Here is a 19654-nt window from a genome sequence, read left to right as displayed (position 1 = left end):
TCTGTTGTGATGTATGCGCCCAGCCTGTTGGACCCCGCTGCGGAATCGTTGAAGCTCGCGGACTTCCGCGGTGCGACGGACGTCGCCCGTGAGGCGCGGACGTTGCTGGGTGAGCGGTTCAGTTCGGTGACGTTCATGTACGTGCTGATGCGGGCGTTCGAGGTCGAGTACACGGCGGCGTGCGATGCTTCGCGGTGGCATGAGTTCCACGGCGGGCCGCGGGCGCTGTCGGACGCTGATCTGGAGAAGCTGCTCGCTCCGTGGCTTGACCGCTGACCCGTGGCTCAGTTGAGCCGGTAGAGGCGTCCACCCTGGACGGCGAGCACGGTGAGTGGCCCGTTGGCCGGGCCGGCCGTTGCCTCCCACGCCGTCGCGCCGGGTGCGGCCTTTGTGGCCTGCCCGGCGGTGAGTGGCAGACCCGTGATGCCGCCGCCGGTGACCGTCCCGGTCTGGTCGGTGATGAGGATGCAGTCCGGCCGGGTGCCGTTGACGACGGCCCAGCCGGTGATGATGCCGCCGGCGTCGGTGGCGGGAGTGTCGAGTGTTCCGGTTGCGGTGGCTGACGCCGGTTGTGCGGTCGTCAGGTCGAGGTGGCTGCCGAGTTCGGGGCCGTGACAGCCGAGCGTGAAGCTGTTGTCGAAGGGGTAGGCCCCCAACGCTCGCGCCGCCGGGCCGGCGGCCCGCTGGATGTGCAGGGCATCAAGCGCGGAGGGGGCGTCGACACGCAGGGCGATCGCGGACAGGCCGAGCGGCGCGTAGCTGCGGCGGACTTCGTCGGCCTTCCCGCCACCGATGGCGTGGGTGACCAGGGACAGCGCCACGACCGCCACGACGAGGTACCGTTTCGACCACTGTGGACGGTGCAAAGTGGCCAGGACGAGTGCCGCGGTGGTGGCCAGCGCGGCGACCAGGACGTACCGGCTGATCAGTCCGACGTTGCCGCCGGGGACGTTCGTCGTCGTCCGGCCGAGTGCGAGCATCAACGCCAAGGCGACCGCGTAGCAGGCCAAACCGGCCCATCCCGCGTCGGTCGTCGCCGGCCGCTCGATGACGGTGCGGCGCAGCAGCAGGGCGAGCAGGGCGATGGTGAGGCCGCCGGCGATCACCGCGAGGACGGCGATGTCCACCGACCACAGTCCGCCGACCGCTGCGGAGACGACGGAAAGCCGTCCATCCGGGTCGAAGGCGTCCGTCGCTCCCGACTGCGTTCCGGCGGGTTTGGTCAGCCACCAGGCGATGAGGATGACGAGCCCGGCCGCTGCGGGGATCATGACGCGAAGCCGCGGTTCCTTGCGGAGCCAGGCGATGCCGGCGATCACGAACCAGATCGGCAACGCGGCACCGAAGCTCAGGCAGCCCAGCGCGGCGGCTGCGTACGCGCCGGCCGGGCGACCGTGGTGAGCGCAGGCGATCGCGATCGTGCAGAACGTGACCGCGGGGACCCAGCTGATGCCGTTCGTGCTCTGCAGCCACAGTTCGGTGGCGTGGGAGCTGAACAGCAGCCAGGACATCGCCGCGGTCAGTGCCGCCCGCGTCGTCGGGTTCAGGTGCCGCGGCAGCATCGTCCGCAGCGCGAACACCGCGACCGCGAGCAGGGCGACCGTCAGGACGGTCAGGACGCGGTTGTCCCCGCCAAACCAGGCGGCGTCGGCGTAGAAGAGCAGTGATGGCACGACGAACGGCTGGTCGAGGTGGTAGGTGAAGACCTGCCCGAGCAGGAGGCCGCCGCTGTCGTCGGTGATCTTGGCGAAGACGTGCCAGTAGTCGAGCAGCACGTGCATCTTCGGTGCCCGCACCGCGGCCAGGAGCGCCAACGCCACCGGAACGGCGGCGAACGCCCACAGCGCGGCGACGCCGGGCCGAGGCGTGCCGTCGCGGCGGACCTTCGCGGTCGTGCGCGGGATCGGTGCGGTGACGTCCGGGGCGTCGAGCGCAGGCTGGGCCATGAGTCTCCTGCCGAAAGGGCGGTACGAGGGTCCGGCGACGGCGGGACCGGCAGCCGATCGTAGCCGGTCGGCCTTCGCCCATTGAGGGCGGTGACCAGGCATTTAGCCGATCCGTGGTCGGCCGGCAACTGTGTGCTTCATCTCACTCGATGGTGTAACGACCGTGTGAGGTTCCGTCGATGCAGGGTACGGGCGAGGGAGGAGAATTCCCGACCCCGGACGAACCGGGCACGACGTGCGTGGAGCGTTCGCACCATCCCGCGGCGGCAGTCGTGCTCCGCGGGCCATTGGGGGCGGTCATGGCGATGCCGGGCCGCCGGGGGAGGAACTGGCCGTGCTGCGGTTGTCGCGCCCTGTCCATCTGGTCCGCTGGATCAGAGCGGTTGTGCTCGCTCTGACGATGACCCTCGTTGTCGGCAGCGCCGAAGCCCTCGCGGCTCCGCCGGCCGCGCCGAAGCCGGTCGATCCGCGCGACGTCGGTCTGCTGCCGTCGGCCGCGCCTGCTCCCGTCGCGCCGCAGGCGCCGTCGAAGGCGGATTTCGCCGCTCAGAGCCGGTTGGACGGCGGCGCGGGAACGCACTTCGACCCGCAGCGGTCGACGCCGGTGTCGCGGTCGATGTTCACCACCGAGTACGTCAACGTCGATGGCACGCATTCGGTGCGGCAGTCGAACCAGCCGCTGAACGTGCAGGACGCCGCCGGGAACTGGCAGCCGGTCCGGACCACGTTGGAGACCGACCCGGTGACCAAGCGCGCCGACGCGGACAACCACCCGCTGAGCCCGTCGCTGGCCACCAAGGCGAACGACGCAGCCGTGCTGCAGGTCGAGTCCGGCGGCCACACCGCCGGCCTGGCCCTCGACCTGGCCGCGCCGACGACGGCGGCAATCAAGGGCGACTCAGTCACCTACCCCGAGGTCGCCGCGGGCACGGACCTGGACTATGAGGTCACCCCGGGCGCGGTCAAGGAGACGATCAAGCTCAAGCGGCCGCCGGCCGATGGGCGTTCGTCGTGGAAGTTCAAGCTCACCACCGGCGATCTGATGCCGAAGCTGGAGAAGAACGGCTCGGTCACCCTGGCCGACAAGAGCGGCGCGGCGAAGATCGTGCTGCCGCCGATCGAGACCTGGGACTCCGCGGGCAACGGCGAGACCGCGCCGGCGATGACCGGCGGCACGTACACCCTGGAGAAGGCCGGCGCGGACTGGTGGCTGACCGTCGCGGTCGACCCGAACTGGCTGCGTGACCCCAAGCGCGTGTACCCGGTGTCCGTCGACCCGACCTTCACCTACGGCGTCACCGAGTCGCACTCCTACCGCTCCGACGGCACCAATTGCGACGCCTGCGGTCTGCGGATCGGCAACAGCCAGGCCAACGGCGACACCTACAACCGCAGCGTCTTCCACATGGACTACTCGCCGCTGTTCGGCAAGACCGTCGTCGGCGCCCGAATGGACCTGACCCGCAACACCAGTGTCGTCGGCTCGCTGAAGACGTGGAACGCGAACCTCTACCACGCGTCGGCGTTCAACTTCAACGGCGTCGGCGGCTACATGACCAGCGCCCTGGTCGGTGACGTCGGCAGCTTCGTCGGCGAAGGCATGACCGGCTTCATCCGCGACCGCGTCAACGCCCGCGACGGCTCGGTCTTCTTCATGATGATCGGCGCGGAGAACGCCGGCACCTGGACGTACAAGAACCTCAACGCCACTCTGACCGTCGACACCGGTTCCCCGGCCCCGGCCGCCACGCTGGTGGCTCCGGTGGACGGCACGGTGTCGACGTCGCTGACCCCGACGCTGTCGGTCAAGCCGGTCACCGACCCCGACGGGGAGCAGGTCAAGTACTGCTTCCGCATCGCGACCGGCGCGGACGCGAAGTCCGGCGTGGTGGTCGAGTCCGGCTGCCTGACGACGCCGACGTGGACGGTCCCGGCGGGAATCCTGCAGGACGGCGTCGCTTACACCTGGCAGGCGATGACCTACAGCGGCACGACCACGATCACCCCGACGTGGATCGGCCACTTCAAGATCGACCAGCGGATCGGTGACCACGGCCCGTCCCCGACCGACGACGCCGGTCCCGTTATGGTGAACCTGGCCAACGGCAACGTCACCACGGGGGAGGCCGCTCCGTCGTTCGCGACGGTCGGCGGCAATGCGGGGCTGAGCTTCACCTACAACTCGCAGCAGGTCGAAAGCAAGGGCCTCAAGGCGTCCTACTTCGCCGACCTGTCGCACAACGGGATCATCAACGACGCGCAGCAGCCGGTGCTGACCCGGACCGAGCCGCAGGTCAACGTCGACTGGGGCACGGACTCGCCGTTTGCGCCGGCGTTGCCCGCGGACTGGTTCGTCGTGCGCTGGGAGGGGTTCTTCCAGGCCCCGGTCGCCGGGACCTACCAGTTCGCCGGGGTGCATGACGACGGCGGCACCGTGTGGATCAACGGCGCCAAGGTCTACGAGGTCAACAACGCCAGTGACCTGAACTGGACCCAGGCGACCGGCGTCGCGCTGACCGCCGGGCAGCGTGTGCCGATCAAGGTGGAGAACGCCGAAGCCACCGGCGCAGCGAAGATGAAACTGTTCGTCCGGACCACGGACGGCACCACCGTGCCCTCGCAGATCGTCCCCCCGGCGTGGCTCTACACCGCGGATCTGCCGACGCTCCCGCTGGGCTGGACGCTCTCCGCCGATCTCGATGGCGACGGCTCCAGCTACACCGAGGCCAAGGTCACCGACCAGACGATCGTGCTGACCGACGCCACCGGCGCGAAGCACACCTGGACGAAGAAGAGCGTGGGCGGCTACACCGCGCCCGACGGCGAGGACGGCGTACTGGCCGTGGACTCCGCCGGCAAGGTGACCCTGCAAGGCGGTGGTGACATCTTCACCTTCGGCGCAGACGGCAAGCTCGAGACCCAGGCCTTGGCCGTCGATTCGCGCAAGCCCGCTTCCTTGCAGAACATCTACAACGGGACGCCGTCCCGGCTGGCGCAGATCAAGGACCCGGTCAGCGGCCGCGCCCACGTGCTGCACTACAACCGGGCGGGCGACGACTGCTACGGCGGAGCCACGCCCCCGCCAAGTGCCGACGCGCTCGCACCCGCGCAGATGCTGTGCCGGATCAGCTACTGGGACGGCAGCGAGACCCGGCTCTGGTACACCGGCGGCCGGCTCAGCCGCATCGAGGACCCGGGCTCGGAGGTCACCGACTACGGCTACGACTCCGCCGGTCTCTTGACCTCGCAGCGTTCGGCGATGGTCAACGACTGGATCGCCGCCGACCCCGCGGCGCGTTCGGGTGCGACCGACGTCAAGTCCGAGATCACCTACGACAGCAGTTCGGGCAAACCGAAAGCCACCAAGGTCGTCGAGCCGGCGCCGGCGCCCGGCCGGACCCGCTCCGAAACGGGCTACCGGTACGACCCGGCGAACCGCCAGACGTTCACCGACATCGCGGGCTTGAGCCCGGCGACCGGGTTCGCCGACAAGGTCACCTACGACGGCGCCGACCGGGCCACGTCCACGACCGACAGCGCGGGCCGGACTTCGTCGCAGGAATGGGGCGCCCGCGACCTGCCGCTGTCGACCACCGACGCGGCCGGACGCAAGTCGACGACCGTGTACGACTACGCCGACCGGCCGGTGGATTCCTACGGCCCCGCTCCCGCGTCCTGCTTTTCCGGTCAGCTGCCGGCCGCGAGCTGTCCCGGCGGCATGGCGCACGGCCACAATTCCTACGACGAAGGCATCAACGGCCTGGTCGCCGCGTACTACGACAACATGACGCTCTCCGGCGTGCCGAAGGTCCAGCGGACCGGCATCGGCCCGGCGGACGGCACGATCAAGAGCTCGTGGGAGTACAGCAACGACGTCGTCCCCGGGATCAGTTCGGACTCCTTCTCGCTGCGGCTCACCGGTGACCTGGTCTTCCCCGCCGCGGGGGACTACAAGCTGCGGGCCAACGTCGACGACGGCATCCGCATGTGGATCGACGACCAGCTCGTCATGGACTACTGGCAGGTGAGCAACCCCACGGTGCGGGAAGCCACCGTCCACAGTGACGCTGCGGGACAGGCCAAGAGGATCCGCATCGACTACTACGACAACGGTGGTTACGCCAAGCTCGACCTGACCTGGGTCGCCCCGGGCAAGGCCGAGGAACTCGTTCCCGGAACGGCGTTGAAGCCCCGGTACGGCTTGAAGACCTCGACGACGGCGTCGGAGTCCGGCGGGGTTGCCGACAAGACCGCGAGCACTTCCTTCGGCGACAACGTGCTCGATCCCGTCTACGGTCTCGGTACTTCGGGGCTGGCAGACCCGGCCGGCCTGAAGATCAGCGGTTCGGTGTCCTACGAAACTCCCGGCACCGGCTACCTCCGCAAGACCGCCAAGACCATGGCCACCGGAGCCAAGACCACCTACACCTACTACGGGGACACCGAGACCCGAGCCAACCCCTGTGTCGCCGGGAGCCCGGCGGTCAACCAGGGCAGCATGGCGAAGCTCACCACGTCCCCGGCGCCCGCGTCCGGCCCGGCCCGGGTCGACGAGCTGGTGATCGACGCCTCCGGGCACGTGGTCGCCGAGGCCACGGGCGGAGAATGGACCTGCACCACCTTCGACGCGCGGGACCGGCCGCTGGAGGAGAAGGTGCCGGCGAGCAAGGACGCCCCGGCGCGCACGGTGACGCACAACTACGCCGTGGGCGGCGACCCGCTGACGAGCTCGATCTCCGACGACAAGGGCACGGTCACCACCACCGTCGACCTCGCCGGGCGGATCAGCTCCTACACCGACGTCAACGGCGTGCGCACGACGACCGGTTACGACCAGGCCGGCCGGGCCACCACCTCGACGGTCACCCCGCCCGATCCGGCGGACCCGCCGCGGACGGTTTCGTTCACCTACGACGACGCCGGGCGGGTGCGCACCCAGAAACTGGGCGACACCACGCTGGCGACGGTGAACTACGACAACGCCGGTGAGCTTTCGTCCGTGGTCTACGGGAACGGGACGTCGCTGGCGTCCATCGCGAAGGACAACGGGGCGAAGGTGCTGTCGCTGGGGTGGAAGACCAGTGACGGCAAGGACATCGTCTCGCAGGTCGGCCGCACCTCGGCGGGCACCATCGTCGACGAGTCGCTGGGGGGTGTGGACGCCAGGCCGGCGGCCCCGAACTACGTCTACGACGCGATCGGCAGGCTGACCGAGGCCTACGTCACCGGTCACCACTACACCTACGACTACACCTCGGCGGCCGCCGCGACCTGCCCGGCCGGTACCCAGGCCAACGCCGGTCTCAACACCAACCGGATGCGGCTGCTGGACCAGACGGCGTCCGGCACCGCCGAGACGCGGTACTGCTACGACGCCGCGGACCGGCTGCTGAGCACCGAAGGCGCCACCGCGTTGTCCGGCGTCACCTACGACGCCGACGGCAACACGACCGGCTGGAAAGCCGCGGACGGCAGCACCACCACCCTGCGGTGGGACGGTTCGGACCGCAACATCGGTGTCCGGACCACCGGACCGGACAAGGCACTCGACGCCGACGTCACGTACACCCGCGACGCCACCAACCGCATCGTGCGCCGGGATCCGCTCGACTGCGACAACAACACGGTCGTGCGGTACGGCTTCACCGCCGACGGGGACAGTCCCGACCTGACGCTCAACGGCAACGGCAGGCTCACGTCGCTGTCGCTGTCGTTGCCCGGTGGGGTGCTCTACACGAGCAAGGCCGGCTCGGACGGGGCGTTCACCCCGTCGTTCGACCACCCGTCGGTCCGCGGAGACCTCGTTCTGTCCACGGACGCGGACGGCCACCAGGCCGGGGAGCTGCGGACGTTCGATCCCTACGGTCAGCCGCTCAAGGTGGACGGCGCGGTCGACGCGCAGAACGTGCCCGACAACTCGCCAGGCTCGATGGACTACGGGTGGCTCGGCGAACACCAGCGCGCCTACGAGCACGCCGGCGGACTGTCGCTCGTGCAGATGGGGGCCCGGCCCTACAGCCCGCTGCTGGGCCGGTTCCTCTCGGTCGACCCCGTCGAGGGCGGCTCCGCCAACGACTACGACTACGTCCTCGGCGACCCCATCAACGCCAACGACCTCGACGGCAACGGCTTCTGGGGATCGCTGTGGAGCGGCGTGCAGGCCGTGGCGCGGGTCATCACGCCCATCGCCGAGATCGTTTCGTGGGTTCCCGGCCCGATCGGCGCCATCGCCAGCGGGATCGCCGCAGTCGGGTATGCGGTCCAGGGCAACTGGGCGGCCGCTGCGTCCTCGGCCTTCGGCGCGGTGACCGGCGGAGTCGGCGGCAAGATCTCCAAGGCGATCAAGGCGGTCAAACGCTTCAGCGGCAAGATCGACCACGTCAAGCAAGCCGGCCACATCAAGGGCACGGCCAACTACATCAACCATCTCAAGACGGGGAAGAAGGAGGTTTCGGCCTTCTTCCACGGCCGGAAGTGGGCGAACTTCCACACCAGGCTCGGCGCGGCATTCGGCAAGCCCAGTAAAACTCAACCGCATATCCGGAAACTTCGGCTGCCGTATCCTGTCGGTCGGCACTCGAACGGTAAGCGGCAGTGGAGCGTGCGTGTCAGCACGCATCCCCAGAAGGGAATGCACGGTTCGCCATGGCATTAGGGAAGGGAGACCGGTCGGAGGAGTTCCTCGAGCATGCCCGCCGTGCCTATGGAGATCTCCAAAGCCCGTACTACGGGTTCTTCTCCGACGCGTTGAGGGACAACCGGTGGAAGCCGCTCCTGGACGGATTCAGGTTGTTCCTCCACGTCGAGGACTGGACTGACCCGCTGGACGTCAGTGTTTTGTATACCCTGCAGCCGCACCGTCGGAGTCGGTCGGCATGGTCGCTGTGGCTGTCGGCGGTGGGGCCGTACTCGTTGCTGACGTACAGCGATGCCGGTCGCGAATTGGCGCGCGCTGACGTGGTCACCGGTTTCGGTGAGGACAGGCCGGCGGAGGAGAAGCGGATCATCGAGCTGCTCCGGGATGCCGGGCTGACCTTGCTCAGCGCCGAAGAGGTCGAGGCGACCGTGGACTTCCACCCGCCGGACGGTCGGTTCCCGGTGTCCACGTTCGTGATGCTCTTCGGCGAGTCGGACGTGCCTTGGTGGTACGGAAGATAGGCAGTAGTCCAAGAACGGCTGACTGGCAGACGGGCTATTCGTGAAATTCCGCTCAATGCGCGCAGTGGCCGGCACCGGTGTCGTGGCGGTGGTTTTCGCCGGGACGCTGGTATCCGGGCCTGGCCAGGCGTCGGCGGCCACCGTGGATTGGCCCGGGGTGGCGGCGAGGGGCGCCAAGTTCGCGTACATGAAGGCGACCGAGAGCACCACCTACCTCGACCCGACGTTCGCGACTAACTACGCGGGGTCGGCGAACGCGGGGCTCGTGCGCGGTGCGTATCACTTCGGATTGCCGGACCGGGCTTCCGGGGTCGCCCAGGCCGAGTTCTTCGTCGCGAACGGTGGTGGTTGGGCCAACGACGGGAAGACGCTGCCGCCGGTACTCGACATCGAGTACAACCCGTCTTCAACCGCGGATCGGATACGGCACCCGGATTCACCGCGGACCTTGCGACGGCACTGCTGTCGGTGACTTGGACCGATATCGAGCAATCGGTTGTGTCTTCGCGCTGGTGATAGACGATCGTGGGCAGGTCATCGGTCCGCGGCTCCAGTTCATCTGCTGTCCGTGCTGGTGAGGCCGACAGCGCGGTGAGCGGGCGTATCTTCCTGGCCGGTTTGGTCTAACGGCAGCGGGGCACGGGTCTGCGCCGGCGACGGCGGCTGGGCCAGCACATGGTCGGTGTCGACGAGCCGCATCCGGTGAGCGGGCTCGCCGACACCCGGGGTCACGGGCACGTTCCCGGAGTCGCCGCTTCGGGAGTGGTCGACCTCGGACGAGGTCGACCCTCCCGGGTGACGAGGAACACAGGCACGCGTAGTGGTGTTCTGACCTGCATAGACGTCGGTCACTGTGCTTTGTAGAACGGTAAGCATGGGCGAGCCCCTCGCCAGTTGCAAGCACGTGGTGGCCGCGGTCCGGCGATCACGGATCCCGTGCCGGACGGTCTGGGGATCGGCGGGTTTTGCCGAGGAAGCCCATATCGTGGGTTTGCTCCAGGATGAGGGTTTCCGATTGTTGAGTGCGGCTGAGGTCGAATCGACGGTGAATGAATTTCGTCCATGGGGCCGGTTTCCGGTGTCGTTGTTCGTCGTGCTCTTCGGCGATACCGACGCGTGCCGTGGTGGCACGCGTCGTAACTCAGCGGATCGGAGCGGTCCGAGGCACCTGGCCAGTGAACCCGCGAGCCGGTCGGTGCTGGAAGGAAGGTGAAGAGCTTCACCGTGATGGAGCATTATGGGGGCGGCGCAAGCAGAGCCCGCGTCCGACGGTGCGATCACGCTGAGTCCGCCGCCGGCAAGGTACGTCAGGCTGCTGCGGTTACCGGGACGCCGCCGGGGAAACCAGTGACTCGGACAGGGTGACCAGCTCGCGGACGTCGTCGTCGAGGCTGCCGCCCTCGGGGATGGCTACCGGCATTGCCTCCTCCGGTACCGGTTCGCGGCGGGCGTGGGCTCGTAGGGCTTCCGCCAGGCGGTCGGCCAGGGGGCCGTCCTGGTCCCCGTGGGCCAGGTACGGGCTGATCCGGACCAGCCCGTCGCGGCATTCGATGACGCGCCGGTAGTAGCGGCGGTGCACGCCCAGCAGGCTGAGCGTGTCCCGCCACGGGTTGAGCGGGGTGCGGCTCAGCGCGTCCTCCGGGAACGCCTCGTGCAGCCGGGTCCACAGTGGACCGAGGCGGTGGTACGCGCGCAGGTGCTGCCACCACACGCGGGCCGCGGCCAGGCGGGTGGCGACACCCGGATAGGACAGGCCGACCACCAGCAGGATCGCGCTCGGGAACACCAGCAGAACCGTGGCCTGCACCAGCAGCCACGGGATCGCCGCGCCCGCCCAGTGCACGACGACCACCGCGATCAAGGTGGCCCCGCCCACCGCACCGATGGCGAAACCCGCCGATGCCACCGCCAGCCCGCGGGCCAGCCGGGGTGCGGCGCCCCGCGCGTAGCGGCGTGCGAAGAAGCACGCGCTCGCGATGCCGTACGTGAGGTACAGGTCGGCCGCGAGGTAGAAGACCGAAACCCCGGTGCGGGGGTACTCCCGCGGCGGGACGTCGGGCATGAGCACCGTGACGATCGCCATCACCAGGATCGCCAGGCCCAGCGGCACCGCTTCCAGCCGGGCCCGCCGCCGGGCGCGGGCGGCCGGGAGCGCCGAGAACAGGAAGAAGCACGCCAGGGAGAACACGAGCCCGCAGAGGAAGATGTGCTGGAACAGCAGCGGCACGATCGATCCGGGCTCCGGCTGGTTGACGTCCCCCGCCAGGAGACCGAGCGGGTAGGCGGCCGCGAAGCAGGCCAGGCAGGCGGTGACCATCCACCGGGCGACGTCACCCGGTGCCCGGGTGAGCTGGTAGATCTTCCACAGCAGAGCGGGGAAGAGGAGCACCCCTTGCACCACGATCAGCGTGATCTTGCTGTTCACAACCACCCCAGCCGTTCGTCGAGCGCGGCCTCGATCCGCTGCGCCGCGCCTTCGCCCGACGGCTCCGGGGCCACCCGGTCCAGCACGGACGCCCATTCCAGGATGATCGTCGCGACCGTCTCGGCCTCCCGCTCGTGGTCGGTGTCGTAGGAGGTCCGCAGCAGCGCCTGCCGGATCGGCTCCGGCTCCAGGTCCGGGTACTGCTCGCGCAGGTCGCGGGGCGGGGTCAGCCCGGCGGTCAGGCCGTGGTTCTCCGCCGTGGCGCCGTGGCCGGCCAGCATGTGGCCCAGCTCGTGCAGGATGATGTGGCGCTGGTGGGCCTTGCTCGTGTCCTGCTGGTAGACGATGTAGTCGGCCTGCCCGGTGGCGATCCAGGCGCCGAACGGACCCGGCACCGGGATCCGGTGCGCGATCAGCCGGATCGGGCGGCCGCGCTGTTCGCCCATGCTCCGGCACAGCTCGAGGACGTCGAGGGGTGGCTTGATGCCCAGTTCGTTCAGCAGCCGCCTGCAGCGGCGCCGCAACTCGCGTTCCCTCACCGATCGCCCCGCTGTCGCTGGGTGGCCTTGTGCTCCCGGCGGTCACCTCTGTGCAACCGCTCCGACCCGTTCCGCCACCAACGGTAGACGACGCCGAGCCGGTCGATGATCGGCCGCCCGGGTCGCGACGCCCAATTCGGTGGCGCCGCCGGCACCGGCGGGGTTAGGTCACTCCCCATGGTGCACTTGCAGGGCACGTGCGATGAGGGGTTCCGAGAGGTGCGCGACGCCTTGGCGGAGTCCTTGGCCAACGACGACGTCGGTGCGTCGGTCGCGGTGTTCGTCCACGGGCAGCCCGTGGCCGACCTCTGGGGCGGGTACGCCGATGCGGACCGGAGCGTGGCCTGGGAACGGGACACGATCACCAACGTCTGGTCCACCACCAAGACGATGATCGCCTTGTGCGCCTTGATCCTCACCGATCGGGGCGAGCTCGATCCGGATGCGCCGCTCGTGCGGTACTGGCCGGAGTTCGGCGCCGGCGGCGTGCTGGTGCGGCACGTCCTGTCGCACACCGCCGGCCTGCCCGTCTGGGACACGCCGATCACCCTCGCCGATCTGTGCGACGCGCCCAAGGTGACCGCGCTGCTGGCCGGGCAGACGCCGCGGTGGACGCCGGGGGAGGTCGGCTGCTACCACGCCGTCACGCAGGGGTTCCTGCTCGGTGAAGTCGTCCGGCGGATCACCGGCCGGTCCCTCGGTGCGTTCTTCGCCGCGGAGGTCGCCGGGCCGCTGGGGGCGGACTTCCACATCGGGTTGCCCGCTTCCCACGACCACCGCGTCGCGCCGTCCTTGGCTCCGCCCGGCGGGATGACCGTGCCGCCGCCCACCGAACTGTTCGACGCCGCTCCCAACCCGGAGCTCGTGCCCGACGACACGAACACCGTGGCGTGGCGGCGTGCGGAGATCCCTTCGGGGGCCGGCTACGGCAATGCCCGGTCGGTCGCGGCCGTGCAGTCGGTCCTCACGTCCGGCGGGGCGGGGTTGCTGTCGCGGGCGGGGTGCGAGCGGGCGCTGGAGGAGCAGTACCACGGGCTCGACCACGGCCTCGGCGTGCCGATGCGGTACGGCTTGGGCTACGGCATCAGCGGGCGCAACTGCTTCTGGGGCGGGATGGGCGGCTCGCTGGTGTTCAACGACTTCGACGCCGGGTTGACCGTCGCCTACGTGATGAACCGGATGAAGGACGCCATCACCGGGGACGGCCGGGGCATGACCATGGTGACCGCGGCTTACGGCGGTCTCGGGTAGCTGCCCGCCGGCTCAGCGTGGCTGGGCCGGCGCCCACAGGCCGTCCGCGTCGCCCGCTTCCAGGCGGCCCCGGTACACCCCGATCTTGCGGTCGATCAGCCGCAGGTTCTCCTGCAGCTCGTCCAGCCGGGCCAGCACCTCGGCGCGGTGCTCCTCCAGCAGCGCCAGGCGTTCCGGCTCGTTGCCGCGGCCGGCGGCGACCAGGTCCGCGTAGCGGCGGATCGTCTTGATCGGCATGCCCGTGGCGCGCAGCTTGGTGCAGATCTTGATCCAGTCGAGGTCCGGCTTCCGGTAGCGGCGACGGCCGCCGCCGGTGCGGTCGACCTGCGTGACCACCAGGCCCGCGCGCTCGTAGTAGCGCAGCGTGTGCGCGCTGACCCCGGTGCGGCGGGCCGCGTCCGCGATGGTCAGGCCCTCCGCAGGGATCGGGTTGACTTCGAGCACGCTCTAAATCCTAGCGTCGTCCGCATGAACGTTCCGACCGCAAGCCGTCCCGGCCTGGTGCTCGCGATCTGCTGCGCCAGCATCGTCGTTGTGGTGATGGACATCTCCATCGTCACCGTCGCCCTGCCGTCGATCCGCCACGACCTCGGCGCTTCCGTCTCCGGCCTGCAGTGGACCGTCGACGCCTACACGCTGGTGCTGGCCGTGTTCCTCGTGCTCGCGGGCTCGGCCGCCGACCGGTTCGGCCGCAAACGCGTCTTCCGGTACGGGCTCGCCCTCTTCGGGCTCGGGTCGCTGCTGTGCAGCCTCGCCCCGGGCATCGGCTGGCTGATCGCCGCCCGCGCGGTGCAGGCCGCCGGCGGCACCATGCTCAACCCGGTCGCGATGGCCATCGTCGCCACCACCTTCCCCGCGCCCGCCGAGCGCGCCCGCGCCATCGGCGTGTTCGGCTCGATGTCCGGCCTGGCGCTGGCGCTCGGGCCGATCCTCGGCGGCGCGCTCGTCGACGGCTTCGGGTGGCGGGCCGTCTTCTGGGTCAACGTCCCGATCATCGTCGCCGCGCTCGTCGCCACCTCGGTGTTCGTGCCCGAGTCGCGCGCGCCGCGGGCCCGCCGGTTCGACCCGGTGGGGCAGGCACTGGTGCTGCTGGTGCTCGGCAGTGTCGTCTGCGCGCTCATCGAAGCGCGCCGGCTGGGCTGGACGTCACCGTGGATCCTCGGCCTGCTCGTCGTCGCCGGGCTCGGCGTGCTGGGCCTCCTCCGCTGCGAACCGCGCCGCGCCGACCCGCTGCTCGAACTGCGCCTGTTCCGCAGCATCGCGTTCAGCTCGGCGATCGTCATGGCGGTGCTGGCCCTGTGCGGGTTCGGGATCTTCCTGTTCGTCGCCACCCAGTACCTGCAGGAGGTGCGCGGCATGACGGCGCTGGCGGCCGGGCTCTGCCTGCTTCCGGTCGGGCTGCTCGTCCTCGTCCTGTCCCCGCGGACGGGACGGCTGGTCGGCACGCGCGGCCCGCGGTGGCCGCTGGTCGTCGCCGGCGTCGCGCTCACCGCGGGCGGCGCCGCGGCGGCGTGGCTAGGCCCGGCGACGCCGTTGCCCGTGGTGCTCGCGACCTTCCTGCTCTTCGGCGTCTTCCTCGGCACGGTCAACCCGCCGATCACCAACACCGCCGTCTCCGGGATGCCGGGTTCGATGGCCGGGGTGGCCGCCTCGCTGGCGTCCTCGGGCCGGCAGACCGGCACGACCCTGGGCGTCGCGCTCGCGGGCTCGGCGCACGGGGTGTGGTGGCTGGTCGCCGGGCTCGGCGCCGGCCTGTTCGCCCTGGCGCTGTTCGGCACGGGCCGGCGGGCCGCCGCGACGGCCCGCCGGGCGGCCTCGCTGTTCGACGAGCTCAGCCTCCCGCGACCGACGGGATGATCTGCACCTCGGCGCCCTCGCGCAGCACGGTCGCGGTGCCGTCGCGGTGGCGGCACTCCTCGCCGTCGACGTAGAAGTTGACGTACCGGCGCAGCCCCGCCTGCTCGTCGCGCAGCCGCCGCTCCAGCGCGGGGTGGCGCTCGGCGAGCGCGTCGAGCACGGCACCCAGCGTGGCCGGTTCGGCGACCTCGACGTCGAGCCGGGACTCGCCGCCGGCCTTCTCCCGCAGCGTGCCGGGCAGCAGCACGGTGATCCGCACGGCTCACACCCTCGCGGCGCGGACGCTCAGCACGTCGGGCAGGTGCGCCGCGACGAGCTGCCAGCTGTCGCCGTCGTCGCGGCTGGCGTAGACGTCACCGGTCCGCGAACCGAAGTACACCCCGGCCGGGTCGGCGTCGTCGGTGCACATCGCGTCGCGCATCACGCCGGCCCAGTACCCGTCGGGCAGGCCCCGCCCCAGCGCCTCCCACGACTTCCCGGCGTCCTCGCTGCGGTACACCCGGCAGCGGCCGTCCGGCGGGAACCGCATCGCGTCGGCGACCAGCGGGAACGTGTAGACGACCTCCGGCCGGTGCGGGTGGACGACCACGGGGAAGCCGAAGTCGCTGGGCAGACCCTCGGCGATGGACTGCCAGGTCGCACCCGCGTCGTCGCTGCGGTAGACGCCGTGGTGGACCTGCGCGAACAGGCGGTCCGGCTCGGCCGGGTGCCGCGCGACCTTGTGCACGCACTGGCCGTATTCGGGGTACGGGTCGGGCACGTGGACCGCCTTGATGCCCGTGTTGCTCGCCGCCCAGGACTCGCCGCCGTCCTCGGTGCGGTAGACGCCGCCGGTCGACATCGCCACGGTGACGCGGCCGGGATCGGTGGGGTGCGGCAGGACGGTGTGGATGGCCTTGCCGCCGCCACCGGGCGTCCAGTGCTCGCGGTGCGGGTGGTCCCAGAGGCCGCGGACGAGCTCGTAGGTGCGGCCGCCGTCGGTGGAGCGGAACAGGGCGGACGGCTCGGTGCCGGCGTAGACGACGTCCGGCTCGCTCGCCGGGCCCGGCACGAGCTGCCACGCTCTGGCCAGCGATTCGCCGGTGTCCGCCGGGAACGCGATCGGGGCGTGGTCGGGTTCCGCCCAGGTCGCGCCCAGGTCGTCGCTGGTGGCCACGCTCGGTCCGAAGTGCTCGCTGGTCACCCCGGCCAGCAGCCGCGGCGTGGCGCGGCGCGTGTCGATGCCGACCGCGTAGACCTCCGTCATCGGGTGGTGCGGGCCGGTCACCTCCCAGGTGACCCGGTCGTCCGTGCTGGTGGCCAGCCACAGACCCTTGCGCGTGCCGATCGCGAGCAGGACGGACATCCGACACCTTCCTCCGGTGATGCAGGTCACAGGTACTCTGCCGGAAAAATCTCCCCGGGGAAATGTCGAACACCGGATCCGGCCGTTCGACGCGGGGGTGAAGGCCGGTCACCGCGTCCGGGAACGCACCGGACCCCGGCCGTAGAACACCAGGGAGCAGGACATGCGGTTTCTGATGATGCACCGGGTCGACGAGCGCGACCCGCAGTCGTGGAACCCCAGCCAGGAGTTCATGGAGAAGATGGGCGCGTTCGTCCAGGAGTCGGCGGAGAAGGGCGTTCTCATCACGGCGGAGGGCGTTCACCCGTCGGAGAAGGGCTCGCTGGTCCGCAAGCCGCGCGGCGCCGCGATCCGCGTGACCGACGGGCCGTTCGCCGAGGCCAAGGAGGTCATCGGCGGCTTCGCGCTGATCAACGCGGCGGACCGGGCGGAGGCCGTCGAGTTCGCCAAGCAGTACGTCGAGCTGTTCGACCAGGAAATCGAGGTGGAGATCCGCCAGGTCGTGGAGTTCGACGAACTGCCGCAGGGGTGACGGCGGCCGGTGGCGCTAGGCTGGCGGGGCAACGACTCTGGGGGGTAGAGCGATGTACCTGGTCACCGGCGCCACCGGCAACGTCGGCAGTGAAGTGGTTTCGGCACTCGCGGCGGCGGGCGCACCGGTCCGGGCGCTGGTGCGCCGCCCGGACGCCGAGCTGCCGGACGGCGCCGAGGCCGCGGTGGGCGACCTCAACTCTCCGGACGGCCTCACGGATGCCTTGACGGGCGTCGAAGGCGTTTTCCTGCTGTCCGGCTACGAGAACATGCCCGGCATGCTCGCGCAGGCCCGTGACGCCGGGGTGCGGCGGATCGTGCTGCTGTCCGGCGGTTCGGCCGCACTGGCGGACCTGGACAACGCGGTCTCGCGCTACATGACCCTGTCCGAGCGCGCGGTGCGCGAGTCGGGTCTGGACTGGACGTTCCTGCGGCCGCGCGCGTTCATGTCGAACGCCCTGCGCTGGCTGCCCCAGCTGCGCGCGGGCGACACGGTCCGCGCCCAGTTCCCGCACGTCGCGGCGGCGTGCATCGACCCGGCCGACATCGCGGCCGTGGCGGCGCTCGCCCTCGCGGGTGGTCACGAAGGGCTGGTCCACGAGCTGACCGGGCCGGTGGCGATCCGACCGGCCGAGCAGGTCGAGGTGCTGGCTTCGGTGCTCGGCCGTGACCTCCGTTTTGTGGGGCTGTCGGACGACGAGACGCGCGCGGAGCTGGCGGCGGCCATGCCGCGGGAGTACGTCGAGGCGTTTTGGAGCTTCTACGTCGACGGCACCTTGGACGAGGCGACGGTGTACCCGACGGTGGGCGAGGTGACCGGGCGGCCGGCTCGCAGCTTCGCCCAGTGGGTCGAGGCTCACGCGGACGCCTTCCGCTGACGCGGTGTACCGCGTCGTGCGGCCGGGCCGCGGGTTCAGACCGTGAGCACGACCTTGCCCGCCGAGTGTCCATTGTGGACGTAGTCGATCGCGGTCACGACGTCGGCGAGCGGGTACGTCCGGTCGAGCAGGGGCGTCACCCGCCCGGCCTCGGCCAGTTCGCGCAGCACTTCGAGGTCAGCGCCGCGGACCGAGGAGACCAGTCCCCGCAGGTGGTGGCCCACGAACGGGCTGAGCAGCGCCGCGCCGGCGACCCGCTGGATCCCGCCCAGCCAGCGGCCGCCGCCCTCGCCGCCGACGAGCACCAGCGTGCCGCCCGGGGTCAGCGCGCGGCGCAGGTACCGCACCCCGCGCATGCTCGCCGTGTCCAGGACGAGGTCGTACCGCTGCGCGGTGAAGTCCTCGCGGGTGTAGTCGACGACGTGGTCCGCGCCGAGGGTGCGGACCAGGTCCGTCTTCCCCGTGCTGCACACCGCCGTGACTTCGGCGCCGAAGGTTTTGGCCAGCTGCACCGCGAACGACCCGACACCGCCGGCGGCGCCGATCACCAGCACCGACTGTCCCGGCCGGACGCGGCCGGCGTCGCGCAGGCCCTGCAGGGCGGTGCAGCCGGAGACTGCGGTGGCCGCCGCCTGCTCGAACGAAAGCCGGGCCGGTTTCACCGCGATCCGATCCGCCTTCGCGACGGCGTACTCGGCGAACGCGCCGGTGCACTCGCCGAAGACCTCGTCCCCCGGCCGGACCGCCGTGACGCCGTCGCCGGCTTCCTCGACCATGCCCGCGAAGTCGAGGCCGCGCACCGGGTTCTTCGGCGCGCGCAGGCCGAAACCCAGCAGGCGCAGCAGGTACGGCTGCCCGGTGATCAGGTGCCACACGCCCGGGTCGACGCCTGCCGCGTGCACACGCACGAGGACTTCGCCGGGCCCGGGCGCGGGTCTCGCGATGTCGCGCGGTTCGAGAACGCCGGGGTTTCCGTAGCGGTCTTGGACGAGGGCTTTCACGAGGACTCCTCCGGGTAGTGGAACACGTCTTCGAGCGGCACCCCGAACACGTGCGCGATCTGGAACGCCATTTCCAGCGAAGGCGAGTACCGGCCCTGCTCGATGGCGATGACGGTCTGGCGGGTGACGCCGATCCGGGCGGCGAGGTCGGCCTGGGTCAGCCGGCCGTGCGCGAACCGGAGGGCGCGGAGCGAATTGGTGACGCGGGTCGGTTTCACCACGGCTGGAAACCCCGCCGGTAGGCGAAGATCCGGGCCATCGACCCGAGGATCGCCGAGAGCGTGAAGGCCAGGTAGACGGTGTTGGCGATCCAGAAGTGCGGCGCCTCGGCCAGCGACAGCAGCAGCGCCGCCACGGCGCCGATGACGACGAACGAGTGGCCGACGTACTCGCCGAAGCGCCCGATCTCGCGGTCGCGCTGGTCTTTCGCGCCGTCCTTCGACACCGCCGCGACGAGGATGTTCAGCACGATCGTCGCGACGATGGACGCGCCGACCGTCCAGAGCAGCGTCGCGACGTAGGGGACTTCGGCCGGCGGTCGCCCGCCGGCCCGGCCGAGGACCAGCACGAGGTACACCGCGTAGCTCACCACCGCGGCGATCCCGAGGATCCAGGCGCTCTTCTCTTCGTGGGTCACGTGGTCAAGGTAAAAGAAATTAGACATCGTGTCAAACTTTCTTGACATGAGAAAATCTCGGAGAGGGTGTCCAAGCGGCGGTCAGC

The 19654-nt window shown here is 70.4% G+C and carries 17 protein-coding genes and 1 pseudogene; 9 read left to right on the top strand and 9 right to left on the bottom strand.

Annotated features, from left to right (window positions below; genetic code table 11):
* Positions 1–9 precede the first annotated feature (9 nt).
* Positions 10–276 (top strand): hypothetical protein, encoded by a 267-nt coding sequence (locus Q5425_RS11175; RefSeq protein ID WP_308672086.1) that lies wholly within the window; start codon positions 10–12, stop codon positions 274–276.
* Between the two features lie 8 nt (positions 277–284).
* On the opposite strand, the gene Q5425_RS11170 is transcribed toward Q5425_RS11175, so the two are convergent.
* Entirely contained in the window at positions 285–1946 is a 1662-nt protein-coding gene (locus Q5425_RS11170; RefSeq protein ID WP_308672085.1) for a DUF2079 domain-containing protein, read from the bottom strand.
* Positions 1947–2346: 400 nt separating this feature from the next.
* Here Q5425_RS11170 and Q5425_RS11165 point away from each other — a divergent pair, with 400 nt between their 5' ends.
* From Q5425_RS11165 to Q5425_RS11150, 4 genes and pseudogenes are all read left to right on the top strand, one after another.
* Entirely contained in the window at positions 2347–8601 is a 6255-nt protein-coding gene (locus tag Q5425_RS11165) for a PA14 domain-containing protein (RefSeq protein WP_308672084.1), read from the top strand.
* The gene (locus tag Q5425_RS11160; RefSeq protein ID WP_308672083.1) at positions 8592–9104 is read left to right on the top strand and encodes a hypothetical protein; all 513 of its coding nucleotides are present in this window, start codon (positions 8592–8594) and stop codon (positions 9102–9104) included. Before Q5425_RS11165 ends, Q5425_RS11160 begins: the two co-directional genes overlap by 10 nt.
* Positions 9105–9159: 55 nt before the next feature.
* Positions 9160–9522: pseudogene (locus tag Q5425_RS11155) on the top strand (GH25 family lysozyme); the annotation flags it as partial.
* A 456-nt stretch (positions 9523–9978) separates the two neighbouring features.
* The gene (locus Q5425_RS11150) at positions 9979–10317 is read left to right on the top strand and encodes a hypothetical protein (protein WP_308672082.1); all 339 of its coding nucleotides are present in this window, start codon (positions 9979–9981) and stop codon (positions 10315–10317) included.
* 108 nt (positions 10318–10425) lie between these two features.
* On the opposite strand, the gene Q5425_RS11145 is transcribed toward Q5425_RS11150, so the two are convergent.
* The gene (locus tag Q5425_RS11145; protein ID WP_308672081.1) at positions 10426–11529 is read right to left on the bottom strand and encodes an MAB_1171c family putative transporter; all 1104 of its coding nucleotides are present in this window, start codon (positions 11527–11529) and stop codon (positions 10426–10428) included.
* Complete coding sequence (locus Q5425_RS11140) at positions 11526–12068, bottom strand: hypothetical protein (RefSeq protein ID WP_308672080.1); 543 nt, start codon at positions 12066–12068, stop codon at positions 11526–11528. The genes Q5425_RS11145 and Q5425_RS11140 overlap by 4 nt, the downstream gene beginning before the upstream one ends.
* 177 nt (positions 12069–12245) lie before the next feature.
* Between Q5425_RS11140 and Q5425_RS11135 the strand changes: the two genes are divergently transcribed.
* Complete coding sequence (locus Q5425_RS11135; RefSeq protein WP_308672079.1) at positions 12246–13319, top strand: serine hydrolase domain-containing protein; 1074 nt, start codon at positions 12246–12248, stop codon at positions 13317–13319.
* 12 nt (positions 13320–13331) lie between these two features.
* Here Q5425_RS11135 and Q5425_RS11130 read toward each other — a convergent pair whose 3' ends face one another.
* The gene (locus Q5425_RS11130) at positions 13332–13763 is read right to left on the bottom strand and encodes a MerR family transcriptional regulator (RefSeq protein ID WP_308672078.1); all 432 of its coding nucleotides are present in this window, start codon (positions 13761–13763) and stop codon (positions 13332–13334) included.
* Between the two features lie 24 nt (positions 13764–13787).
* Between Q5425_RS11130 and Q5425_RS11125 the strand changes: the two genes are divergently transcribed.
* Entirely contained in the window at positions 13788–15176 is a 1389-nt protein-coding gene (locus Q5425_RS11125; RefSeq protein WP_308672077.1) for an MFS transporter, read from the top strand.
* Here Q5425_RS11125 and Q5425_RS11120 read toward each other — a convergent pair.
* Both Q5425_RS11120 and Q5425_RS11115 read right to left on the bottom strand, forming a co-directional pair.
* A complete protein-coding gene (locus Q5425_RS11120) occupies positions 15151–15435 on the bottom strand; it encodes a ubiquitin-like small modifier protein 1 (RefSeq protein ID WP_308672076.1) in 285 nt (94 codons plus the stop codon). The genes Q5425_RS11125 and Q5425_RS11120 overlap by 26 nt on opposite strands.
* 3 nt (positions 15436–15438) lie before the next feature.
* Positions 15439–16521, bottom strand: a complete 1083-nt coding sequence (locus Q5425_RS11115; protein ID WP_308672075.1) for an exo-alpha-sialidase — start codon at positions 16519–16521, stop codon at positions 15439–15441.
* A gap of 163 nt (positions 16522–16684) precedes the next feature.
* On the opposite strand from Q5425_RS11115, the gene Q5425_RS11110 reads away from it, so the two are divergent.
* Both Q5425_RS11110 and Q5425_RS11105 read left to right on the top strand, forming a co-directional pair.
* Positions 16685–17053: a YciI family protein gene (locus tag Q5425_RS11110; protein ID WP_308672074.1), complete on the top strand. Its 369-nt coding sequence runs from the start codon at positions 16685–16687 to the stop codon at positions 17051–17053.
* A 52-nt stretch (positions 17054–17105) separates the two neighbouring features.
* A complete protein-coding gene (locus Q5425_RS11105) occupies positions 17106–17930 on the top strand; it encodes an NAD(P)H-binding protein (protein ID WP_308672073.1) in 825 nt (274 codons plus the stop codon).
* Between the two features lie 35 nt (positions 17931–17965).
* Here Q5425_RS11105 and Q5425_RS11100 read toward each other — a convergent pair whose 3' ends face one another.
* From Q5425_RS11100 to Q5425_RS11090, 3 genes are read right to left on the bottom strand one after another with little or no spacing between them, the layout of a single operon-like run.
* Positions 17966–18931, bottom strand: coding sequence for an NAD(P)-dependent alcohol dehydrogenase (locus tag Q5425_RS11100; protein WP_308672072.1), 966 nt, complete (start codon positions 18929–18931; stop codon positions 17966–17968).
* Positions 18928–19152: a helix-turn-helix transcriptional regulator gene (locus Q5425_RS11095; RefSeq protein WP_308672071.1), complete on the bottom strand. Its 225-nt coding sequence runs from the start codon at positions 19150–19152 to the stop codon at positions 18928–18930. Before Q5425_RS11095 ends, Q5425_RS11100 begins: the two co-directional genes overlap by 4 nt.
* The gene (locus Q5425_RS11090; RefSeq protein ID WP_308672070.1) at positions 19146–19595 is read right to left on the bottom strand and encodes a hypothetical protein; all 450 of its coding nucleotides are present in this window, start codon (positions 19593–19595) and stop codon (positions 19146–19148) included. The genes Q5425_RS11095 and Q5425_RS11090 overlap by 7 nt, the downstream gene beginning before the upstream one ends.
* Between the last annotated feature and the right edge of the window lie 59 nt (positions 19596–19654).

The sequence above is a fragment of the Amycolatopsis sp. A133 genome (assembly GCF_031082405.1).
Taxonomy (GTDB): Bacteria; Actinomycetota; Actinomycetes; order Mycobacteriales; family Pseudonocardiaceae; genus Amycolatopsis.
This window is presented reverse-complemented; position numbering and strand designations above follow the sequence as displayed.